20 protein-coding genes are annotated in these 19,528 nt (G+C 56.6%); 6 read left to right on the top strand and 14 right to left on the bottom strand.

Annotated features, from left to right (window positions below; translation table 11 throughout):
- Nucleotides 1-17: 17 nt before the first annotated feature.
- Complete coding sequence (locus A4308_RS15675; protein WP_049010569.1) at nt 18-1,607, bottom strand: methyl-accepting chemotaxis protein; 1,590 nt, start codon at nt 1,605-1,607, stop codon at nt 18-20.
- Nucleotides 1,608-1,719: 112 nt separating this feature from the next.
- Complete coding sequence (gene sad / locus A4308_RS15670) at nt 1,720-3,108, bottom strand: succinate-semialdehyde dehydrogenase (protein ID WP_045282103.1); 1,389 nt, start codon at nt 3,106-3,108, stop codon at nt 1,720-1,722.
- A 98-nt stretch (nt 3,109-3,206) separates the two neighbouring features.
- Between sad and ptrR the strand changes: the two genes are divergently transcribed.
- The gene (gene ptrR, locus A4308_RS15665; RefSeq protein ID WP_014883831.1) at nt 3,207-4,085 is read left to right on the top strand and encodes a putrescine utilization regulator PtrR; all 879 of its coding nucleotides are present in this window, start codon (nt 3,207-3,209) and stop codon (nt 4,083-4,085) included.
- Here the strand turns inward: ptrR and A4308_RS15660 are convergent.
- The 3 genes from A4308_RS15660 to A4308_RS15650 all read right to left on the bottom strand — a co-directional run bounded on the left by A4308_RS15660 (nt 4,039) and on the right by A4308_RS15650 (nt 6,211).
- Nucleotides 4,039-4,521: a GNAT family N-acetyltransferase gene (locus A4308_RS15660; RefSeq protein ID WP_023330415.1), complete on the bottom strand. Its 483-nt coding sequence runs from the start codon at nt 4,519-4,521 to the stop codon at nt 4,039-4,041. The two genes, ptrR and A4308_RS15660, sit on opposite strands and share 47 nt — an antisense overlap.
- Before the next feature lie 82 nt (nt 4,522-4,603).
- On the bottom strand, nt 4,604-5,395 hold the full coding sequence (locus A4308_RS15655; protein WP_023337289.1) for a PhzF family phenazine biosynthesis protein: 792 nt from the start codon (nt 5,393-5,395) through the stop codon (nt 4,604-4,606).
- A 27-nt stretch (nt 5,396-5,422) separates the two neighbouring features.
- Nucleotides 5,423-6,211, bottom strand: coding sequence for a PhzF family phenazine biosynthesis protein (locus A4308_RS15650; RefSeq protein ID WP_045282102.1), 789 nt, complete (start codon nt 6,209-6,211; stop codon nt 5,423-5,425).
- Between the two features lie 177 nt (nt 6,212-6,388).
- Here A4308_RS15650 and A4308_RS15645 point away from each other — a divergent pair, with 177 nt between their 5' ends.
- On the top strand, nt 6,389-7,585 hold the full coding sequence (locus A4308_RS15645; RefSeq protein WP_014883827.1) for a sugar transporter: 1,197 nt from the start codon (nt 6,389-6,391) through the stop codon (nt 7,583-7,585).
- A gap of 93 nt (nt 7,586-7,678) precedes the next feature.
- Here the strand turns inward: A4308_RS15645 and A4308_RS15640 are convergent, their stop codons facing one another.
- Nucleotides 7,679-8,344, bottom strand: coding sequence for a MarC family NAAT transporter (locus tag A4308_RS15640; RefSeq protein WP_045282101.1), 666 nt, complete (start codon nt 8,342-8,344; stop codon nt 7,679-7,681).
- Nucleotides 8,345-8,600: 256 nt separating this feature from the next.
- Between A4308_RS15640 and marR the strand changes: the two genes are divergently transcribed.
- The 3 genes from marR to marB are packed head-to-tail and all read left to right on the top strand — an operon-like array spanning nt 8,601 to nt 9,687.
- A complete protein-coding gene (gene marR, locus A4308_RS15635) occupies nt 8,601-9,035 on the top strand; it encodes a multiple antibiotic resistance transcriptional regulator MarR (RefSeq protein ID WP_014883825.1) in 435 nt (144 codons plus the stop codon).
- A gap of 19 nt (nt 9,036-9,054) precedes the next feature.
- Nucleotides 9,055-9,435, top strand: a complete 381-nt coding sequence (gene marA / locus A4308_RS15630) for an MDR efflux pump AcrAB transcriptional activator MarA (RefSeq protein WP_008502237.1) — start codon at nt 9,055-9,057, stop codon at nt 9,433-9,435.
- Nucleotides 9,436-9,468: 33 nt separating this feature from the next.
- The gene (gene marB / locus A4308_RS15625; RefSeq protein WP_014883824.1) at nt 9,469-9,687 is read left to right on the top strand and encodes a multiple antibiotic resistance protein MarB; all 219 of its coding nucleotides are present in this window, start codon (nt 9,469-9,471) and stop codon (nt 9,685-9,687) included.
- Between the two features lie 38 nt (nt 9,688-9,725).
- On the opposite strand, the gene eamA is transcribed toward marB, so the two are convergent.
- On the bottom strand, nt 9,726-10,625 hold the full coding sequence (gene eamA, locus A4308_RS15620) for an O-acetylserine/cysteine exporter (RefSeq protein ID WP_014883823.1): 900 nt from the start codon (nt 10,623-10,625) through the stop codon (nt 9,726-9,728).
- Between the two features lie 194 nt (nt 10,626-10,819).
- Here eamA and ydeE point away from each other — a divergent pair, with 194 nt between their 5' ends.
- A complete protein-coding gene (ydeE, locus tag A4308_RS15615) occupies nt 10,820-12,013 on the top strand; it encodes an efflux MFS transporter YdeE (protein ID WP_014883822.1) in 1,194 nt (397 codons plus the stop codon).
- 47 nt (nt 12,014-12,060) lie between these two features.
- Here the strand turns inward: ydeE and zinT are convergent, their stop codons facing one another.
- The 7 genes from zinT to A4308_RS15580 form a co-directional block, all read right to left on the bottom strand.
- A complete protein-coding gene (zinT, locus tag A4308_RS15610; protein WP_045282100.1) occupies nt 12,061-12,702 on the bottom strand; it encodes a metal-binding protein ZinT in 642 nt (213 codons plus the stop codon).
- A gap of 52 nt (nt 12,703-12,754) precedes the next feature.
- The gene (urtE, locus tag A4308_RS15605) at nt 12,755-13,453 is read right to left on the bottom strand and encodes an urea ABC transporter ATP-binding subunit UrtE (RefSeq protein ID WP_014883820.1); all 699 of its coding nucleotides are present in this window, start codon (nt 13,451-13,453) and stop codon (nt 12,755-12,757) included.
- A 9-nt stretch (nt 13,454-13,462) separates the two neighbouring features.
- Nucleotides 13,463-14,260 carry an urea ABC transporter ATP-binding protein UrtD gene (urtD, locus tag A4308_RS15600; RefSeq protein ID WP_023330407.1) on the bottom strand — a complete coding sequence of 266 codons (798 nt, stop codon included), beginning with the start codon at nt 14,258-14,260 and terminating at the stop codon, nt 13,463-13,465.
- Nucleotides 14,260-15,333 (bottom strand): urea ABC transporter permease subunit UrtC, encoded by a 1,074-nt coding sequence (gene urtC / locus A4308_RS15595; protein WP_023330406.1) that lies wholly within the window; start codon nt 15,331-15,333, stop codon nt 14,260-14,262. The genes urtD and urtC overlap by 1 nt, the downstream gene beginning before the upstream one ends.
- On the bottom strand, nt 15,333-16,907 hold the full coding sequence (gene urtB, locus A4308_RS15590) for an urea ABC transporter permease subunit UrtB (protein ID WP_045134037.1): 1,575 nt from the start codon (nt 16,905-16,907) through the stop codon (nt 15,333-15,335). Before urtB ends, urtC begins: the two co-directional genes overlap by 1 nt.
- A 24-nt stretch (nt 16,908-16,931) precedes the next feature.
- Nucleotides 16,932-18,203 carry an urea ABC transporter substrate-binding protein gene (urtA, locus tag A4308_RS15585; RefSeq protein ID WP_063308655.1) on the bottom strand — a complete coding sequence of 424 codons (1,272 nt, stop codon included), beginning with the start codon at nt 18,201-18,203 and terminating at the stop codon, nt 16,932-16,934.
- Nucleotides 18,204-18,405: 202 nt separating this feature from the next.
- Nucleotides 18,406-19,509 carry a cobalamin-independent methionine synthase II family protein gene (locus A4308_RS15580; RefSeq protein ID WP_023330403.1) on the bottom strand — a complete coding sequence of 368 codons (1,104 nt, stop codon included), beginning with the start codon at nt 19,507-19,509 and terminating at the stop codon, nt 18,406-18,408.
- Nucleotides 19,510-19,528: the final 19 nt, after the last annotated feature.

Below are 19,528 nucleotides of genomic sequence, written 5' to 3'. Positions count from 1 at the left end.
GAGGCTTATGTATTGCGTCAGGCGCTAAGACGAAAACGCGAAACGGCCTGCAATAAAAGATCGGATTGCTTTTGCAGTCGCTCAGAGGCCTCTGAGGCATCAGAAACCAGCAGATCCGTCTGGCGTGAAACCTGATTCAGCGCCTGAAGCTGACGCGTCATCTGGTGAATACTCTCTCCCTGGCTGAGCGTAGCGGTTGAGATTTCATTCAGCAAACTGCTTAAGTTGCCGACCAGACCGGTGACCTGCTGCAAATTGTCTTCCATTAAATTCACCGCCCGGGATCCATCTTCAATGCCCTGCAAAGAGCGATTGATAAGTTCCTGGATGGTCTGCGTTGAGTGGCTACTCTTTCTGGCAAGCAGGCCGACTTCCCGGGCGACAACGGCAAACCCGCGTCCATGGTTACCGGCATGGGCGGCTTCAATGGCGGCGTTTAACGCCAGAATATTGGTCTGAAACGCCACGCTGTCGATCATCGCCACGATCCCGCGCATTTCAGAAGATCGCTCGACGATCGCCTGCATGGACGCATTCACGGTCGACATCATCTGGTCACCGCCTACCGCGGCCTGACGCGCTTCGTCCGCGCGCGAGCTGGCGAGTCTGGCGTAGCCGGTATTCCCTTCCACATGCGTTTCCAGCGTCGCGATATGGGTCGTGACCTCTTCCAGCTCTTTTGCCTGACGCGCCGATTGCTGATACAGCTTCTGATTCCCCTGCGCCAGGGAGCCGATATTTTCAACCATTGCGGTCGTGGCATGGCTGACCTGGGTCACCAGCTGCTGCAGACCGTGCTGCATGGTGGCGATACTGTCGCTAAGCTGCCCCGTCTCACGATTAAAACGCCTGACGGCAGGCGGCGTACCGGAAAGATCTCCGGCTGCCAGTTGGTTAATATGCGCAATCAGTCGACGTAACGGCGTGATCACCCACCTGGACATGCCGAACCAGACGGCAACGGCGATGGCGAGCAGTAAAACCGGCGCAAACAGGAACAACGTCTGCAGCCTTGAAAGCTGCGTCATAAGTCCCTGACGCCCCTGCATGGCCTGCTTCTCGCTGGCCTGCTGATAACGGGCGTAGTTATCGTTGAAGTCGCTCTGAAACGCCTGGGCCGGGACAGTAAAAAAGGCATCAATGGTGTGGGTTCTGACAAGCGCTTCCGATTGCTCTTTAATGGCACCGTAGAAAAGCTGATAGCTGTTCACCAGGGCCTCATCTTCCGGCGGATTGAGTGCCCGCCAGGCTTGCCACGCCTGATGAGAAACCGCCAGCGACGCTTGCGCCTCATCCATCAGACTGTGCCAGCTTCCTTCTGAACCGGTCTCTTTATCCTGCATAAACCAGACGCCGGAGCGGTTAAGCAGATCGCTTGCCGCCAGCAGGGAGACACGCGCCAGATCAAGCTTGCTCTGTTGCTGATACGCCAGCAGATTTTGCTGCTCGTTGCGCTGAGCGTCCTTCAGGGAGGCGTTAAGCAGAAAAGATGAGGAGAGTTGCAGTGCGGAGAAAAGGCCAATAATACAAAAGATACCCGTCAGCAGGCCAAATTGACGTGGGATACAGCGCTGCGCAATACGACGAAAAATTTGCGTTAGGTTCATGATTTTCTTCAGTAACAAGACGTTAGACGCGTGCGAGTCTACGAAACGAAAATGACAGAACCATTGCAGAGAAATGACAGTGGCCCTCAAATTGAGGGCCATTACAAACGAATTACACTCTGTTCTTCCACACCGTCTGCACGTTACAGAATTCATGCAGGCCGAAATGTGAAAGCTCGCGGCCAAAACCACTCTTCTTCACACCGCCAAAGGCCACGCGCGCATCGCTGGCGCTGTAACCATTGATAAACACCCCACCGCACTCCAGCTCGCGAGAGAATTTATCCGCAAGCGCGGCGTCAGCGGTGAAGACCGTAGCAGAGAGGCCAAAGTCGCTGTCGTTTGCCAGCGTCAGGGCGTGCTCAGCATCTTTCGCGACGGTAATAGCCGCTACCGGACCAAACAGCTCCTGGCGGAAGGCCGTCATCGACGGCGTGACGTTCGCCAGCACGGTAGGCGCGTAATAATTCCCCTCGCCGCTGATTTTCTCTCCGCCCAGCAGCAGCGTGGCCCCCTCAGCCAGGGTGGCCTGAACCTGCTGATGCAGTTCATCGCGCAGGTCAAAACGCGCCATCGGGCCAATGTAGTTCTCTTCTTCATCGGGTGTGCCCATCTTCAGGGCGGCTACGCCCGCGACGAAGCGTTGGGTAAAGATATCCGCAATACCCTCTTCAACAATAAAGCGTTTGGCGGCCGCGCACACCTGCCCGGTATTCTGATAGCGACCCGCCACCGCCGCTTTCACGGCGAGATCCAGGTCAGCGTCGTTGAGCACGATGAACGGGTCAGAGCCGCCCAGCTCAAGCACGCATTTTTTCAGCGCAGCACCTGCCTGGGCACCAATTGCGGCCCCGGCACGCACGCTGCCGGTAACGGTCACCGCCGCAATGCGACGGTCGTTAATCGCCTGGCTTACGCCGTCATTGGTGGCATTAACCCAGCCAAAAACGCCTTCCGGGAAACCGGCATCCGCAAAAATCTGTGCGATAAGATCCGCCGAGCCAAGCACGTTTGGCGCGTGCTTAAGCAGATAGCTGTTACCTGCCAGCAGGATCGGCACCGCCCCGCGCAGTACCTGCCAGAGCGGGAAGTTCCACGGCATCACCGCCAGAATCGGCCCCAGCGGGCGGTATTCAATAACCGCGTTGTGGTTTTCCACCTGGGTTGGCTCTGCATTCAGCATGGCCGGGCCGTGTTCCGCATACCAGTCACACAGACCCGCAGATTTTGCCACTTCCGCCCGCGCCTGCAGAACCGGTTTGCCCATCTCCCGGGACATCATCCAGGCCATCTCTTCCGCACGATGACGCAGCGCAGCACCGAGATCGCGCAGCTTCTGCGCCCGCCGGGCGACGCTTTCGCTCCGCCACTGACGAAAACCGGCATCAGCCCGGGCGATAGCCTGTTCAACCTCTTCCTGTGTCGCCCACGGGTACGCGGCGATCGTTTCACCCGTAGCCGGGTTAACAGACAGGGCATGTGTAGCAGATGAATAAGTCATGATGTTCTCCACGCATTTCGGTTGATTAATTGTGGCTCACTCTGCTATTTCTTAGAAATGAATAATACTAACCACCTTATTCACGAAATGAGAATGCTATGGATTTAACCCAGCTTGAAATGTTTAACGCCGTCGCGCTGACGGGGAGCATCACCCAGGCGGCGCAGAAGGTGCATCGCGTTCCCTCGAACCTGACAACACGAATCCGCCAGCTGGAAGCCGATCTCGGCGTTGAGCTGTTTATTCGTGAGAACCAGCGTTTGCGGTTATCTCCCGCCGGGCATAACTTCCTGCGCTACAGCAGACAGATTCTGGCGCTGGTGGATGAAGCGCGTATGGTCGTCGCGGGGGATGAACCACAGGGGTTATTTGCTCTTGGCGCGCTGGAAAGCACCGCCGCCGTGCGCATCCCTGAATCGCTGGCGCAGTTTAACCAGCGTTATCCGCGCATCCAGTTTGCCCTCTCTACCGGCCCTTCCGGAACGATGATAGAGGGTGTACTGGAGGGAACGCTGAGCGCCGCCTTTGTTGACGGGCCGCTGTCACACCCGGAACTGGAGGGGATGCCGGTCTACAGGGAAGAGATGATGCTGGTCACGCCTGCCGGGCATACGGAGGTCACACGCGCCACGCAGGTGAGCGGCAGCGACGTTTATGCCTTTCGCGCCAACTGCTCATATCGCCGACATCTGGAGAGCTGGTTTCATGCAGACGGCGCGACGCCTGGCCGCATTCACGAGATGGAGTCCTATCACGGCATGCTCGCCTGCGTCATTGCGGGCGCGGGCATCGCGCTGATGCCGCGCTCCATGCTGGAAAGTATGCCAGGACATCATCAGATTGAGGCCTGGCCGCTGGCTGAAAACTGGCGCTGGCTCACCACCTGGCTGGTGTGGCGACGGGGGGCGATGACCCGCCAGCTGGAAGCGTTTATAGCGCTGCTAAACGAACGTCTTCAACCAGCGCCTTCTCCATAAACAGGCTAAGCGGGTCGTCAACATAGGGGGCAAATGCCGGGCGCAGTTCGTACCCGCACTGTTCATACAGACGAACCGCGGCGTGTTGTTTTATCCCTGTCTCCAGCCGTACCGTGTGGCAATGACGGCTCAGGGCCTCATCTTCAAGAGCAGCCAGCAGCCTCTCTCCCAGATGCTGTCCCCGGTGGGTCGGGTCAATATAGACCCGTTTCATCTCACCGGTTCCATCCCCGTTAAGCACGATGGCTCCACAGCCAACGGCCTGAAGCTGCTGGTCGCGAATGATCATCAGGATAAGCGATGCGTCGGGCAGCGCTGAAAGATCGAGCAGATGATTGCTCTCTGCGGGATAGAGTTCGCTCTGATAGCGGTCAAGGGCTGCAATCAGTGTGAGGATGTCCGGATGACGAGCGGATTCAGAGGTAATGGAATACATGGCAGGCTCCTTGCTGTTTTTATTTTAAAATAGCGCAGCTCTGCCATGGTGCTTCATAGTATTAACTTATCGCGCTGCCCGGCTAGCGCAAAAAGATACGGCCTTTCAGATACAACGTGGCCTGACCGGCGATCAACACGCGATCGCCCTTCAGTTCACAGCGCAGATCGCCGCCACGATACGACACCTGACGTGCGTTCAGTGACGTTTTTCCCAGCTTTTCGCTCCAGTAGGGGATCAACATGCTGTGCGTGGATCCGGTAACCGGATCTTCCGGCACCCCTTCGCCCGGGCAGAAAAAGCGGCTGACGAAGTCATAGTCTTCTCCAGGCGCCGTTACGCAGACCATTTTCCCCAGCGGAACCATTGCCGCGATATCCGGCGTGAGCGCCTCAACCTGCTGCTGGCTCTCCAGCACCACGATATAGTCTCGTCCGGCGCGTACCTCTTTCGCCTTTGTGATGCCCAGCGCGGTGAACAACGCTGCCGGGGGATTATCGACGGCCTCCGTCGGCCACGCAGGGAAATTCAGCGTCAGCCAGTCGCCGCTGCGCTTGACCGTCAGCTCGCCCACGAAGCGCGTGGTAAAGTGAATTTCGGTATGCGGATAATCCAGATATTCAAAAATCACGTGTGACGCCGCGAGGGTCGCGTGTCCGCACAGGTTAATTTCGTGCAGCGTGGTAAACCAGCGCAGTTCAAACCCGTCGTCGGTTCGCACAAAAAAGGCGGTCTCAGACTGATTATGCTGCTGCGCCATTTTAAGCAGCGTCTCATCGGGCAGCCACTCCTCCAGCGGGCAAACCGCCGCCGCATTACCGCCAAACGCCCTGTCGCTGAAGGCATCCACCAGATAAAAATCAATTTCCTGCATTGTCTCTCCCTCTCTTGTTATCAGTTTTTAGCGCAGATACACCGTGCCTTTCAGGTAGCACGACGCCTGACCGCTCATCAGCACCCGTTCCCCTCTCAGTTCACAACGCACGTCACCGCCCCGCGCCGACACCTGACGGGCAAACAGGGTCGTTTTGCCCAGTGTTTCACTCCAGTAGGGGATCAGCATCGTGTGCGCGGACCCGGTGACCGGATCTTCCGGGACGGAAACGCCCGGCGAGAAGAAGCGGCTGACAAAGTCATATTCCCCCTCGCCCGGTGCCGTCACGCTAACTTTGTGCTCACCCGGTGTCATCGCAGACAGGTTCGGCATAAGGGCTTCAACCTGCTGGCGGTTTTCCAGGACGATCACCCACGCGCGTCCTTTACGGGCGTCAACGTAGTGGCGGATACCCAGCGCCGCGATCATCTCTGGCGGTGGCGTCTCTTTATGTGTCGGACACGCCGGGAAATCCAGCGTCATCCACTCTCCCTCCCGGCTGACCGTCAGGCGGCCAGATGCGGTGTCGAAGTGGATCCGCGAGTCGGGGTAATCCAGTTCATGAAACAGGACGTACGCGGCGGCCAAAGTGGCATGCCCGCAGAGATTGACTTCGGTGAGCGTTGTAAACCAGCGTAGCTCAATGCCCCCTTTGCTGCAGACGAAAAAGGCCGTTTCCGATTGATTATGCTGTTGCGCCATTTTCAGTAGCATTTCATCGGGTAACCATTCTTTCAGCGGACAAACCGCCGCCGGATTGCCACCAAACGATGTATCGCTGAACGCATCCACCAGATAAAAATCAATCTCCTGCATTGTCTTACCGCCTGTTTTTGTTGTGTTGTTCTTTTATATTCAATGAAAACACCCTCCCCGGCTACCGCTTTCACAAGGTAAATATTGAGATCTGCGTCACATAATGGTTGAGTTTTCGCCGTTTGACGTTTTAAGATCGTCTCCTCTTCTTTCCAGCAACGAATCTCCGACATCCCTATGACAACGAACACAGTTTCCCGCAGGGTTGCGTGGCTACGCGTGGTCACGCTGGCCATTGCCGCGTTTATTTTCAACACCACAGAGTTTGTTCCGGTTGGGCTGTTGTCTGACATTGCCGACAGTTTCCAGATGGAAACGGCTCAGGTGGGCATTATGTTGACCATCTACGCCTGGGTGGTGGCGCTGATGTCATTGCCGTTTATGCTGCTGACCAGCCAGATGGAGCGGCGCAAACTGCTGATCGGTCTCTTCGTGTTGTTCATCGCCAGCCATGTTCTGTCGTTTATGGCGTGGAATTTTACGGTGCTGGTCATGAGCAGGATTGGCATTGCATTCGCCCATGCGGTGTTCTGGTCGATCACCGCGTCGCTGGCTATACGCCTGGCCCCGGCGGGTAAACGCGCCCAGGCGCTGAGCCTGATTGCCACCGGCACCGCGCTGGCGATGGTGCTGGGTCTGCCGATTGGCCGCATCGTGGGGCAATACTTCGGCTGGCGCACGACCTTCTTCGCCATCGGCATGGGGGCACTGGTTACGCTGGTGTGTCTGATTAAGCTGCTGCCCGCGCTGCCGAGCGAACACTCTGGCTCGCTGAAAAGCCTGCCGCTGTTGATGCGTCGCCCTGCGCTGCTGAGTATCTATCTGCTTACCGTAATCGTGGTGACCGCCCATTACACGGCATACAGCTACATTGAACCGTTTGTTCAGGTGGTGGCAGGCTTTAGCGCCAATTTTGCCACCCTGTTACTGCTCATCCTCGGCGGTGCGGGCATTATCGGCAGCGTGCTGTTTGGCAAGCTGGGTAATCAGCATGCTTCCTTGCTTGTGAGCGGCGCCATTGGCCTGCTGCTCGCCTGCCTGCTGTTGCTGATGCCCGCCGCGGGCAGCGAAAACCATCTGGCGATCCTGAGCCTGTTCTGGGGCGTGGCGATCATGATCATCGGCCTTGGCATGCAGGTAAAAGTGCTGGCGCTGGCACCGGACGCGACGGACGTTGCCATGTCACTGTTCTCGGGGATATTTAATCTGGGCATCGGCGCGGGCGCGCTGGTGGGAAATCAGATTAGCCTTCATGTCTCGATGTCGGCGATTGGGTATCTGGGCGCTATTCCGGCCCTGGTCGCGCTTATCTGGTCAGTGCTCATCTTCCGCAAATGGCCGGTGGCGCTGGAGGAACAGAGTCAGCACGGGTGACGTTTGTTTGTGCCGGGTGGCGCTGCGCTTACCCGGCCTACAAGCCTGTAATAACCCAGGCGGGTAAGGCGAAGCCGCCACCCGGCAATCACCTCAGTGGTAAGTTTTAATAATCTCCAGCACGCCGTTAATAATAAACTGCACGCCCATACAGACCAGTAAGAAGCCCATCAGACGGGAAATAGCTTCGATACCGCCCTTACCTACCCAGCGCATAATCGCACCGGAACTGCGCAGTGACCCCCACACAATGATCCCGATAATCGCAAATATCAGCGGTGGCGCAACCGTCAGGACCCAGTCCGGGAAGGTGGCGCTATCACGTACCGTAGAGGCGGAACTGATGATCATCGCGATGGTACCCGGCCCCGCCGTGCTCGGCATAGCCAGCGGCACAAAGGCAATATTTGCACTCGGTTCGCTTTCCAGCTCTTCGGATTTGCTTTTGGCTTCCGGCGACTCATGCGCTTTCTGCGCCGGGAACAGCATGCGGAAACCGATAAAGGCGACAATGAGTCCCCCGGCGATGCGCAGGCCAGGGATGGAAATCCCGAAGGTGTTCATCACCACCTGTCCCGCATAGTAAGCCACCATCATGATGGCAAACACATAGACGGAAGCCATCATTGACTGATGGTTACGCTCGGCGCTGTTCATATTCCCTGCCAGCCCGAGGAAAAGCGCAACCGTCGTTAACGGGTTTGCCAACGGCAGCAGCACCACCAGCCCAAAACTCACTGCTTTAATTAAATCCAACATAATGCATCGTCGTCCTTATCCATATTCATCCCCGCAAGTATAGGGGGAAAGTGTGACGTTAAGCCATCTGCGCAACGTAACGATTATTTTCCGTAAGTAAGGATAACCCTGAGTTATCTATATGATTTGAAAGCGTTCAAAAAAAGTTCATGAAACGTTTTAGCAATTCGTGGCATCGGCTGATTCATTCAGTTGACTTATACTTGCCTGAGCAATAATATCTGCCGTGACTAAACTACTTGCCAGGGCAACCATTGTGAAAAGCACCAGTGATATCTTTAACGACGTTGTTCCGCTGGGTCGTCTTATTCATATGGTTAACCAGAAAAAAGATCGCCTGCTCAATGACTATCTGTCACCGCTGGATATCACCGCAACACAGTTCAAAGTGCTGTGTTCCATTCGCTGCGAAGTGTGTATCACGCCGGTTGAGCTGAAAAAGGTGCTCTCTGTCGATCTGGGTGCGTTAACCCGCATGCTGGATCGTCTCGTCTGCAAAGGATGGGTAGAACGAAGCCCTAACCCGAATGACAAACGCGGCGTGCTGGTCAAGCTCACCTGCGATGGCGCGGCCATGTGCGAGCAATGTCATCAATTAGTAGGACAAACACTGCATCAGGAACTAACAAAAAACTTAACGGCAGATGAAGTGGCAACCCTTGAGCTTTTGCTGAAGAAAATACTGCCGTAAACAGAAAAGAGGTATGACGATGTCCAGACGCAATACTGACGCTATCACCATTCATAGCATTTTGGACTGGATCGAAGATAACCTGGAATCGCCGCTCTCCCTTGAAAAAGTGTCAGAGCGTTCAGGTTACTCCAAATGGCACCTGCAACGGATGTTCAAAAAAGAGACCGGCCATTCACTAGGTCAATATATTCGCAGTCGCAAGCTGACGGAAATTGCCCAGAAACTGAAAGAAAGCAATGAGCCGATCCTTTATCTGGCAGAGCGTTACGGATTTGAATCACAGCAAACCCTGACGCGTACGTTTAAGAACTATTTTGACGTGCCGCCTCATAAGTACCGAATCACCAGCGTACCCGGAGAATCCCGATACCTGTATCCGTTAAAACATTGTAGTTAATCATCGCCTGTAAAAGACGTAACCGAGGAAATCATGAAAGTTATCGCCTCCGCCGCCCTCGCCTTGCTGGTGCTGTTTTCCAGCCAGACCTTCGCGGAGCAAACCCCAGGTGCAACGCAGCAAAATAATCGTGGCACGATGATTTTGCCGTCAGCACATGACCAGTCACCCTATGATTTCAACCACATGGGGACTGGTAGCGACAAATCCGACGAATTAGGCGTGCCTTATTATAATCAGCACGGCTTCTGATTCGTTTTTGCCCCGCCACTGCGGGGCTTTTTTATGCTCTAGCCTCTGACGCGCGCCGCCCGCCGTACCCGCAAGCCAAACACGTTGATATACAGCCCCGCCATAATCAGCACTGCCCCCAGCAACTGCAGCGCGCTCAGCGTTTCATCCAGCAATAGCGCCGCACTGGCGAGCCCAACCACCGGCACCAGCAGAGACAGGGGCGCCACGCGCCAGGTTTCATAACGCCCCAGCAGCGAACCCCAGATCCCATAGCCCACAATCGTGGCGACAAAGGCCAGATAAATCAGAGAAAGGATCGTGGTCAAATCGATATCGACCAGGCTTCTCAGCATCACATCCGGACCATCCAGAATAAACGACGCCGCCAGAAACGGGATGACCGGAATTAACGCGCTCCAGACCACCAGCGACATCACCTGCGGCCGCGCCGCGTGCTGCATAATCAGTTTGTTGAAGATATTCCCGCACGCCCAGCTCAGCCCCGCCGCCAGCGTAAGCATAAAGCCCAGCAGCGCCACATCCTGACCATTCAGGCTGGCTTCAATCAGCACCAGTACGCCAAACACCGCCAGCGTAATCCCCGCCAGCTGTTTGCCCTGCAAACGTTCGCCAAATACGAACGCACCGAGAATGATGGTAAAGAACGCCTGCGCCTGCAAAACCAGTGAGGCAAGACCGGCAGGCATACCAAACTTGATGGCGCAGAAGAGAAACGCGAACTGGCCAAAGCTGATGGTCAGGCCATAGCCCAGCAGTAATTTGAACGGGATTTTTGGACGCGCAACAAAAAAGATCGCCGGGAACGCCACTAACATGAAACGCAAACCGGCCAGCATAAGCGGGGGCATATTGTGCAATCCCAGCTTAATGACGACAAAATTGAGCCCCCATACTACGACCACCAGCAACGCCAGCAGTCCGTCTTTACGCGTCATACCCTGCCCCTGAATTATTAATAATTTGTTAACACTTCAAGGTACCAGAAAAAAGGACGCTGCGAGAAGATCATTAATTCTGGCAGGCAGCTGAAGCACTTACGGATAAACCAGGTGCTATACAAGCCCCTTATGTCATGGTAATCCTGTTAACACACCTCTAATAAAAGCATAAGCAACTGTCGGGCAGAAATATGAAACCATCTCTCAGGCGCTCAACCGCAGCGCTGCTGGCATCGTCATTGTTGTTAACCATCGGTCGGGGAGCGACGCTGCCGTTCATGACCATTTATCTCACGCGCGTCTACAACATGAGCGTCGAGAATATTGGTTATGCCCTGACGATTGCGCTGACCATCGGCGTGGTGTTCAGCCTGGGATTTGGCATTCTGGCGGATAAGTTTGATAAAAAACGCTACATGCTGATTGCGATCGTGGCGTTTATTGCCGGATTTGTCGCGATCCCGCTAGTGGATAACGTCACGCTGGTGGTGCTGTTCTTTTCCCTGATCAACTGCGCCTACTCCGTATTTTCGACGGTGCTGAAAGCCTGGTTCTCCGACGTGCTCACCTCAAGCCAAAAAGCGCGTGTTTTCTCGCTCAACTATAGCTTCCTGAACATTGGCTGGACGGTCGGCCCGCCCATCGGCACCCTGCTGGTGATGTACAGCTTACAGCTGCCCTTCTGGCTGGCCGCTTTTTGCGCCGCGCTGCCGCTCGCGTTTATCCATTTCTTTGTGCAAAAAAGCGTCGCGCTGGATACCGCCGAGGAAAAAATGCCCTGGCAGCCGTCGGTGTTGCTGAAAGACCGCGCCCTGTTCTGGTTCACCCTCTCCGGCCTGCTCGCGTCGTACGTGGGCGGATCGTTCGCCAGCTGCATTTCGCAGTATGTTCTGGCCGCCCACGCCGACAGCGATTTCGCGCAGAAGGTCGTCGCCGTGGTGCTGCCCGTTAACGCCGCCGTGGTGGTGACGCTGCAATACGCGCTTGGGCGCAAGATTTCCGCCAGCAATATTCGCCCCCTGATGACCGCCGCGACGCTGTTTTTTATCCTGGGGCTGGGGGGCTTTATGCTCTCCGGGGAGAATCTGATTTACTGGGGTATCGCTGCCGCGATCTTTACGCTGGGTGAGATTATTTATGCGCCGGGTGAATACATGCTGATCGACAACATCGCCCCGCCGGGGATGAAGGCAAGCTATTTCTCCGCACAGGCGCTGGGCTGGCTGGGCGCGGCCGCAAACCCGATGATCACCGGGATTATCCTGACCAACCTGCCGCACTGGTCGCTGTTTGTGATTATGATGGTCGCCATCGTGATTGCGTGGCTGATGATTTTGCGTGGGATGAGCGTGAAGGCGTGGTGCGAGTCACCCAAGGTAGCGTAGCAACTTGTAGGCCGGGTAAGGCGTAGCCGCCACCCGGCAATAAAGCATCAGTGGTGCAACATTTCTTCTACCACCTGCTCTTTGTACATCTCATTCGGATAATAGGTCGGCCAGTTATCCATATCTTTCAGCAACGCCTCGTGGGAAGTGTTGCCCATAAAAATATGGAAGTGCGAGGACGCTTTCGGCCCGATGGTATGGTCGCTGAACTGCACAAACTTCGGCGCCGTGCTGCTGGCATCCTGACACTCAAACAGATAGCGAACGCCTTTTTTGCCTGACGCATAGGTCAGAATTTTGTAGCCGCTGTAATTATAATGACAACGGCTAACCGCTTTGCCCTTGTGGAACTCCATCACGTTATTTTCAATGCCAATGGCATCCACGTCCGTCGCATAGCCTTTACGATAGTAGGCTTTCACCTCGTCGAAGGTTTTGCTTTTATCCTTCTGCGCTTTCTGTTTGAAGACCGGATCCAGCGATCCATCCAGCAGGAAAGGATAAACGGACTGCCAGGTACCGTCCCAGTCAGACAGCGCTCTGTCCTTAACGTCTTTATCCTCAAACACGCCGTTCGCCGCTTTCTGCTCCGCTTCGGTCATCTGATGACCGTGCGAGTGCGCTAACAGCTGGCCGCTGACCAGCAGCGCCCCCAGAGTCATGATCCATTTACCAGCATGTGCAGCCAAAATAACCCCCTCATTCCGTTTTATAAGAATGAGAATGTTATATTATAACATTTCAAATCGCAACCAACCCGCGAACGCCCTCCTGCGCCATGTTTTCCCCCCGTCCACGCTGGATAATGGTGCCGCGTGACATCAGGAGATAGCTGTCGGCCAGCTCGGCGGCAAAGTCGTAAAACTGCTCGACCAGCAGGATCGCCATATCGCCTCTGTTCGCCAGCGTGCGGATCACCTGGCCAATCTCTTTTATCACCGAAGGCTGAATGCCTTCCGTCGGTTCATCCAGAATCAGCAGCTGCGGGCGGCTTGCCAGCGCACGGCCAATCGCCAGTTGCTGCTGTTGTCCGCCGGAGAGATCGCCTCCGCGGCGGTGCTTCATCTCTTTGAGCACCGGGAAAAGCTGCCAGATCTCCTCCGGTACCTGCTTCGCCTCGCGGGCGGAAAAGCGCGACAGCCCCAGCAGAAGATTTTCTTCCACGGTCAGGCGCGGAAAAATCTCGCGTCCCTGCGGGACATACGCCACGCCAGACTGTACCCGCTGGTGCGGTTTGCTGTGGGTGATCGTCTTACCCTGCCAGATGACCTCCCCGGTTTTCGCCGGGATCAGCCCCATCAGACACTTCAGCAACGTCGTTTTCCCGACGCCGTTGCGCCCCAGCAGGCAGGTGACTTCTCCGGTGGCGGCCTCAAAACTGACGCCGCGCAGGATATGGCTGCCACCGTAATACTGATTCAATTCGTTAACCTGTAACATCTTGTCTCCTTAGCGCCCCAGATAGACCTCAATCACCTGCTCGTTGGCCTGCACCTCGCGAAGCGAGCCTTCGGCCAGCACGCGCCCCTGATGTAATACCGTCACGTGGTCGGCAATGGTTTCGACAAAGCCCATGTCATGCTCCACCACCATCAGGGAGTGCTTACCCGCCAGGGTTTTGAACAACTCGGCGGTGTATTCCGTCTCTGCGTCGGTCATCCCGGCGGCGGGTTCGTCCAGCAGCAACAGATGCGGATCCTGGACCAGCAGCATACCTATCTCCAGAAACTGCTTTTGCCCGTGCGACAGCAGCCCGGCGCGGCGATCGCGTTCGTTGCCAAGACGCAGTAAAACCAGCATCTCATCAATGCGATCGCGTTGTTCACCATTGAGTTTTGCCCGCAGGCTCGCCCAGACGGATTTATCGGTTTTCATGGCGATCTCAAGGTTTTCCCACACCGTCAGCGCCTCAAAGACCGTGGGTTTCTGGAACTTTCGCCCAATCCCCTGACGGGCTATGGCCGCAGGCTCCAGCGCGGTCAGGTCGATCGATTGATCGTAAATAGCCCTCCCGCTTTTTGGTCTCGTTTTGCCGGTGATCACATCCATCAACGTGGTTTTACCGGCTCCGTTGGGGCCAATCACGCAGCGCAACTCGCCCACGCCGATATTCAGCGAGAGATCGGTCAGCGCCTGGAAACCGTCGAAATTGACGTTAATGGCCTCAAGCTGAAGCACCGGATCCGTCTGGTCACGGTAGCGGTCGCCGGGCAACTGGCGGGTAAATAATCCTTCCGTTGGCTGCATTATTTCTCTCCCTTACGAAACAGACCGTAGACACCGCGTGGTAAGAACAGCGTGACGGCGATAAAAATCAGCCCCAGGAACAGCTGCCAGTACTCCGGCATGGCGACGGTGAAAAAGCTCTTCGCCCCGTTCACCAGCGCCGCGCCAATCACCGGCCCCACCAGCGTGCCGCGCCCGCCCAGCGCCACCCAAATGGCGGCTTCTATCGAGTTCGTCGGTGACATTTCACCGGGGTTGATAATGCCCACCTGCGGGACATAGAGCGCCCCCGCCAGGCCACACAGCACCGCGGACAGCGTCCAGACCAGCAGTTTGAACCCGCGCGGGTCGTAACCACAGAACGTCAGACGGTTTTCTGCGTCACGAACGGCGGTCAGGATTCGGCCAAATTTGCTTTTTGCCAGCGCAAATCCCGTCCCCAACGCCAGGAGCAGCAACAGTACGGTCGCCAGAAACAGTGCAATACGCGTGGAGGTTTCCGTCACCGAAAATCCGAGCAGCGTGGTAAAGCCGGTGAAGCCGTTATTGCCGCCAAAACCGGTCTCGTTGCGAAAGAACAGCAACATCCCTGCATAGGTCAGCGCCTGGGTCATAATCGAGAAATAGACCCCTTTGATCTTCGAGCGGAAGGCAAACCAGCCAAACACCAGCGCCAGCAGCCCCGGCACCATGACAATCAGCACCAGCGCCCAGGCGAAGTGTTGGGTGCCCCACCAGAACCACGGCAGCTCACTCCAGGAGAGAAATGACATAAACGCGGGCAGACCGTCACCCGCCGCCTGGCGCATCAGATACATGCCCATCGCATAACCGCCGAGTGCGAAAAAGATACCGTGCCCAAGAGACAGCATACCGGCATAGCCCCACACCAGATCGAGCGCCACCGCAACGATGGCATAGCAGAGGATCTTACCCGTCAGCGTCAGCATCCAGGTCGATAACGCCAGCGGATGCGTTGCAGGCAGTAAGGCGAAAAACGGTAATATCAGCAGACACGCCACCAGCAGGCTGCCTGCGATCTGCGTTGTGCGTGGCGCTTTGCGCGCCAGCGTTAAGGTAAGCGGCTGGCTCATCAGTCAATAACCCTCCCTTTCAGCGCAAATAACCCCTGAGGACGCTTCTGAATAAACAGCACGATCGCCACCAGAATCACGATCTTGCCCAGCACCGCGCCCATCTGTGGTTCAAGGATTTTATTGAAAATGCCCAGACCAAAGGCCGCGGCCACGCTCCCTGCCAGCTGGCCCACGCCACCGAGCACCACCACCAGGAACGAGTCGATGATGTATCCCTGGCCCAGCTCCGGTCCGACGTTACCCAGCTGGGATAATGCCACGCCGCCTAACCCGGCAATGCCGGAGCCCAGCCCGAATGCGAGCATATCGACACGCCCTGTCGGCACCCCACAGCAGGCAGCCATGCTGCGGTTTTGCGTCACCGCGCGCACGTTTAGCCCCAGACGGGTTTTATTCAGAATCAGCCAGGTAAAGAACAGTACCAGCAGCACAAAACCCAGCACCACAATACGGTTCCACGGCAGCGTCAGGTTGGCGAAAACCTGTACCCCGCCGGAAAGCCATGCCGGGTTCGCCACCTCCAGGTTCTGGGCGCCGAACGTCATGCGCACCAGCTGGATAAGCATCAGGCTGATGCCCCACGTTGCCAGCAGCGTTTCCAGCGGACGACCGTACAGATGACGGATCACTGTGCGCTCCAGCACCATTCCGATTGCCGCCGTCAGGCAGAACGCGACCGGTAAGGCGATAACCGGATAGAGCGCCAGCCACTGTGGCGCGAGGCTGGTCATGGCCTGCTGCACCATCCAGGTGGCATACGCGCCCAGCATCAGCATTTCACCGTGCGCCATATTGATGACGCCCAGCAGGCCGTAGGTGATAGCCAGCCCCAGCGCAGCCAGCAGCAGCACCGAACCGAGGGAAAGCCCCATAAACGCCTGACCCAGCAGATCGCCCCACATCAGGCGGTGCGTTATCTGGTTAAGGCTCTCTTCGGCAGCGGCGCGAACGCCGGCGTCCGGCTCGGTCTGCGCCTGGGTATACGGGGTGAGTCGGGACACTACGTCCGGATCGTCGGACTGGCCTAACAGTTCAGCAGCGTGGCGACGCACCTCCGCCTGCGGGCTTGCCAGCTGGAGATTCGCCACCGCCAGCAGCAGCGTCTGACGCGCTACCGCATCCGTTTCACGGTTTACCCGATTTTCCAGAAAAGGGAGCATCGCAGGTTGCGCATCTCGCTGCAGTTGACGGGCCGCCGCCCGCCTTTCCGTGACACTGTCACTTACCAGCTGATGCGTAGCGATAGCCGTGGCAGCAAGTACGCGCAGTCGGTTCGTCAGCCGTACCGCTTTGGTCTGCCCTTCAGTCGCCTTTGCTTCACCGAGGGGAACCATTCCGCCATTACGCTGCGCAAAAGCGTGCTTTTGGCTGTCGGTATACAGGTTTTCCTTTTGCAACGCCTGAAGCAGCGGCAGCCTGGCGGCATCCGGCGCGGCGGCCCACTGCGTCAGTAATTCCGCCTGCTGGGTGCGGCTGGCAGCAACGAAACGATCGGCATCCGATGCCTGCGCCATCCCTGGCAGCAGTCCGGTAAGCCATATAAGAGCGACGATCGTGCGCATGACGTTCATGGCTTGTCTCCCTGAGGTGATGGCTTAGTTGCTGGCGGTTTTCATCGGCTGGTCGGGCTTTTTGTCATTCCCGGCGATGAACGGACTCCACGGTTGTGCGCGGACCGGCTGTTCCGTCTGCCACACCACGTTGAACTGGCCGTTGCCTTCAATTTCACCGATCATGACTGGCTTATGAAGATGATGGTTGGTGGCATCCATGGTGAGCGTAAAGCCGGAAGGCGCTTTAAACGATTGGCCGGCCATTGCGGCACGCACTTTATCTACGTCGGTCGTCCCCGCTTTTTCCACCGCCTGCGCCCACATATGGATCCCTACGTAAGTGGCTTCCATTGGGTCGTTGGTGACGACAGTGTCGGCATTCGGCAGTTTGTGCACTTTCGCATAGGCTTTGTAATCCGCCACGAAGGCCTGGTTAGTGGGGTTGTCCACGGACTCAAAATAGTTCCACGCAGCCAGGTTACCCACCAGCGGTTTGGTGTCGATACCGCGCAGCTCTTCTTCACCGACGGAGAACGCCACTACCGGCACGTCGGTTGCTTTCAGCCCCTGGTTTGCCAGCTCTTTATAGAACGGCACGTTGGAATCGCCATTGATGGTCGAGACCACGGCAGTTTTGCCGCCTGCGGAGAATTTCTTGATGTTGGCGACAATCGTCTGGTAGTCGCTATGACCAAATGGGGTGTAAACCTCTTCGATGTCCTTATCCTCAACGCCTTTCGAATGCAGGAACGCACGCAGGATCTTGTTGGTGGTGCGCGGGTAGACGTAGTCGGTGCCCAAGAGGAAGAAGCGTTTCGCCGCGCCGCCGTCTTCGCTCATCAGGTATTCCACCGCCGGGATGGCCTGTTGGTTCGGTGCGGCACCGGTATAAAAGACGTTGGGTGACATTTCTTCACCCTCATACTGCACCGGATAGAACAGCAGGCCGTTCAGTTCCTCAAAGACAGGCAGCACCGATTTACGCGAAACGGAGGTCCAGCAGCCAAACACCACCGCGACTTTATCCTGGCTCAGCAGCTGACGCGCTTTCTCGGCAAACAGCGGCCAGTTTGAAGCGGGATCCACCACCACCGGCTCCAGTTTTTTCCCCAGTACGCCCCCTTTGGCGTTGATCTCGTCAATGGTCATCAGCGCGACATCTTTCAGCGGGGTTTCGGAGATGGCCATCGTGCCGGACAAAGAATGCATGATCCCCACTTTGATGGTATCGGCCGCCTGCACACCAAAACTTATTCCCATCGCCGCGACGGACGCGGATAACGCAAAGGCTTTTAATAAGGTACGACGCTGCATATTTTCACTCCTGAAAAAGAACGCTGTGCAAAAACGTCCGTTACGGCATGGACGCGGAAAAAAATGTGTCAGCGAAGCAGGAGCAAAAAGGATGCCAGAATGAACATTGCGCTATGGCGGGAGATTGAACGCGGGATGTAAAGAGAACGACTCAGAATGGCACAGCGCTGCACTTTTATAATGCAGCGCTAGGGCGGTGTTTTTACCAGACTTCACTGGCGATCTGTGTCACCAGACGGACTTTGTCCCACTGCTGAGTTTCACTCAGGCTGTTGCCCTCTTCGGTCGAGGCAAAGCCGCACTGCGGGCTGAGGCAGATCTGCTCTTTGGCCACGTATTTTGCCGCCTCTTCCAGACGGGCTTTAACCCCTTCCGGGTTCTCCAGCTCTCCGTTTTTGGTGGTTATCAGCCCCAGCACCACCTGCTGCTTGCCCGGGCGAATAAAGCGCAGTGGCGCAAAATCACCGCTGCGGTCGTTATCATATTCCAGGAAGAAGGCATCTACGTTCACCGTACCGAACAGCACTTCCGCCACCGGCTCGTATCCCCCTTCCGAAATCCAGGTTGAACGGAAGTTGCCGCGGCAGACATGCAGCCCGATGGTCAGATCGTCCGGTTTACCTTCCAGCGCCTTGTTCAGCACGCGGGCGTAGATCTGCGCAAGCTCATCGGCATCATCGCCGCGCTCGCGGATCTGACGACGCTGATCGTCCGAACAGAGGTAGGCCCAGACGGTGTCGTCAAGTTGCAGGTAACGGCAGCCTGCATCATAGAAGGCCCGGATAGCGTCGCGCCAGGTGGTCGCCAGATCGTCAAAATAGACGTTCAGGTCCGGGTAAACCGTCGCGTCGATATCTTTGCGGCCGCCGCGGAAATGAAGGACGCTTGGGCTGGGAATGGTCATCTTCGGCTGCGCATTACCGCTGATGCTTTTCAGATAGCGGAAATCGTCCAGCATCGGATGATCGCCAAAGCCCAGCTTGCCGGTGACGCGCACGCCGTGGGCTTTGGTCTGTACACCGTTGAACTGAATACCCTGCTGCGAATCGTAACGCTCAACCCCCTGCAGGCCATCGAAGAAATCGAAGTGCCACCAGGCACGGCGAAATTCACCGTCGGTCACCACATGCAGACCGCACGCACACTGCTGCTCGACGACGTGGCGAATGGCATCGTCCTCCACCGCGCGAAGCTGTGCGGCATCTATCTCACCGCTGGCGAACTTCAGGCGGGCCTGTTTAATGGCATCCGGACGTAAAAAACTGCCTACTACATCGGCGCGGTATGGGGCGTGCTGTCGTTGCATGGAAATCTCCTCTGTCTGA

Source organism: Enterobacter sp. ODB01, assembly GCF_001623605.1.
Taxonomy (GTDB): domain Bacteria; phylum Pseudomonadota; class Gammaproteobacteria; order Enterobacterales; family Enterobacteriaceae; genus Enterobacter; species Enterobacter kobei.
This window is presented reverse-complemented; position numbering and strand designations above follow the sequence as displayed.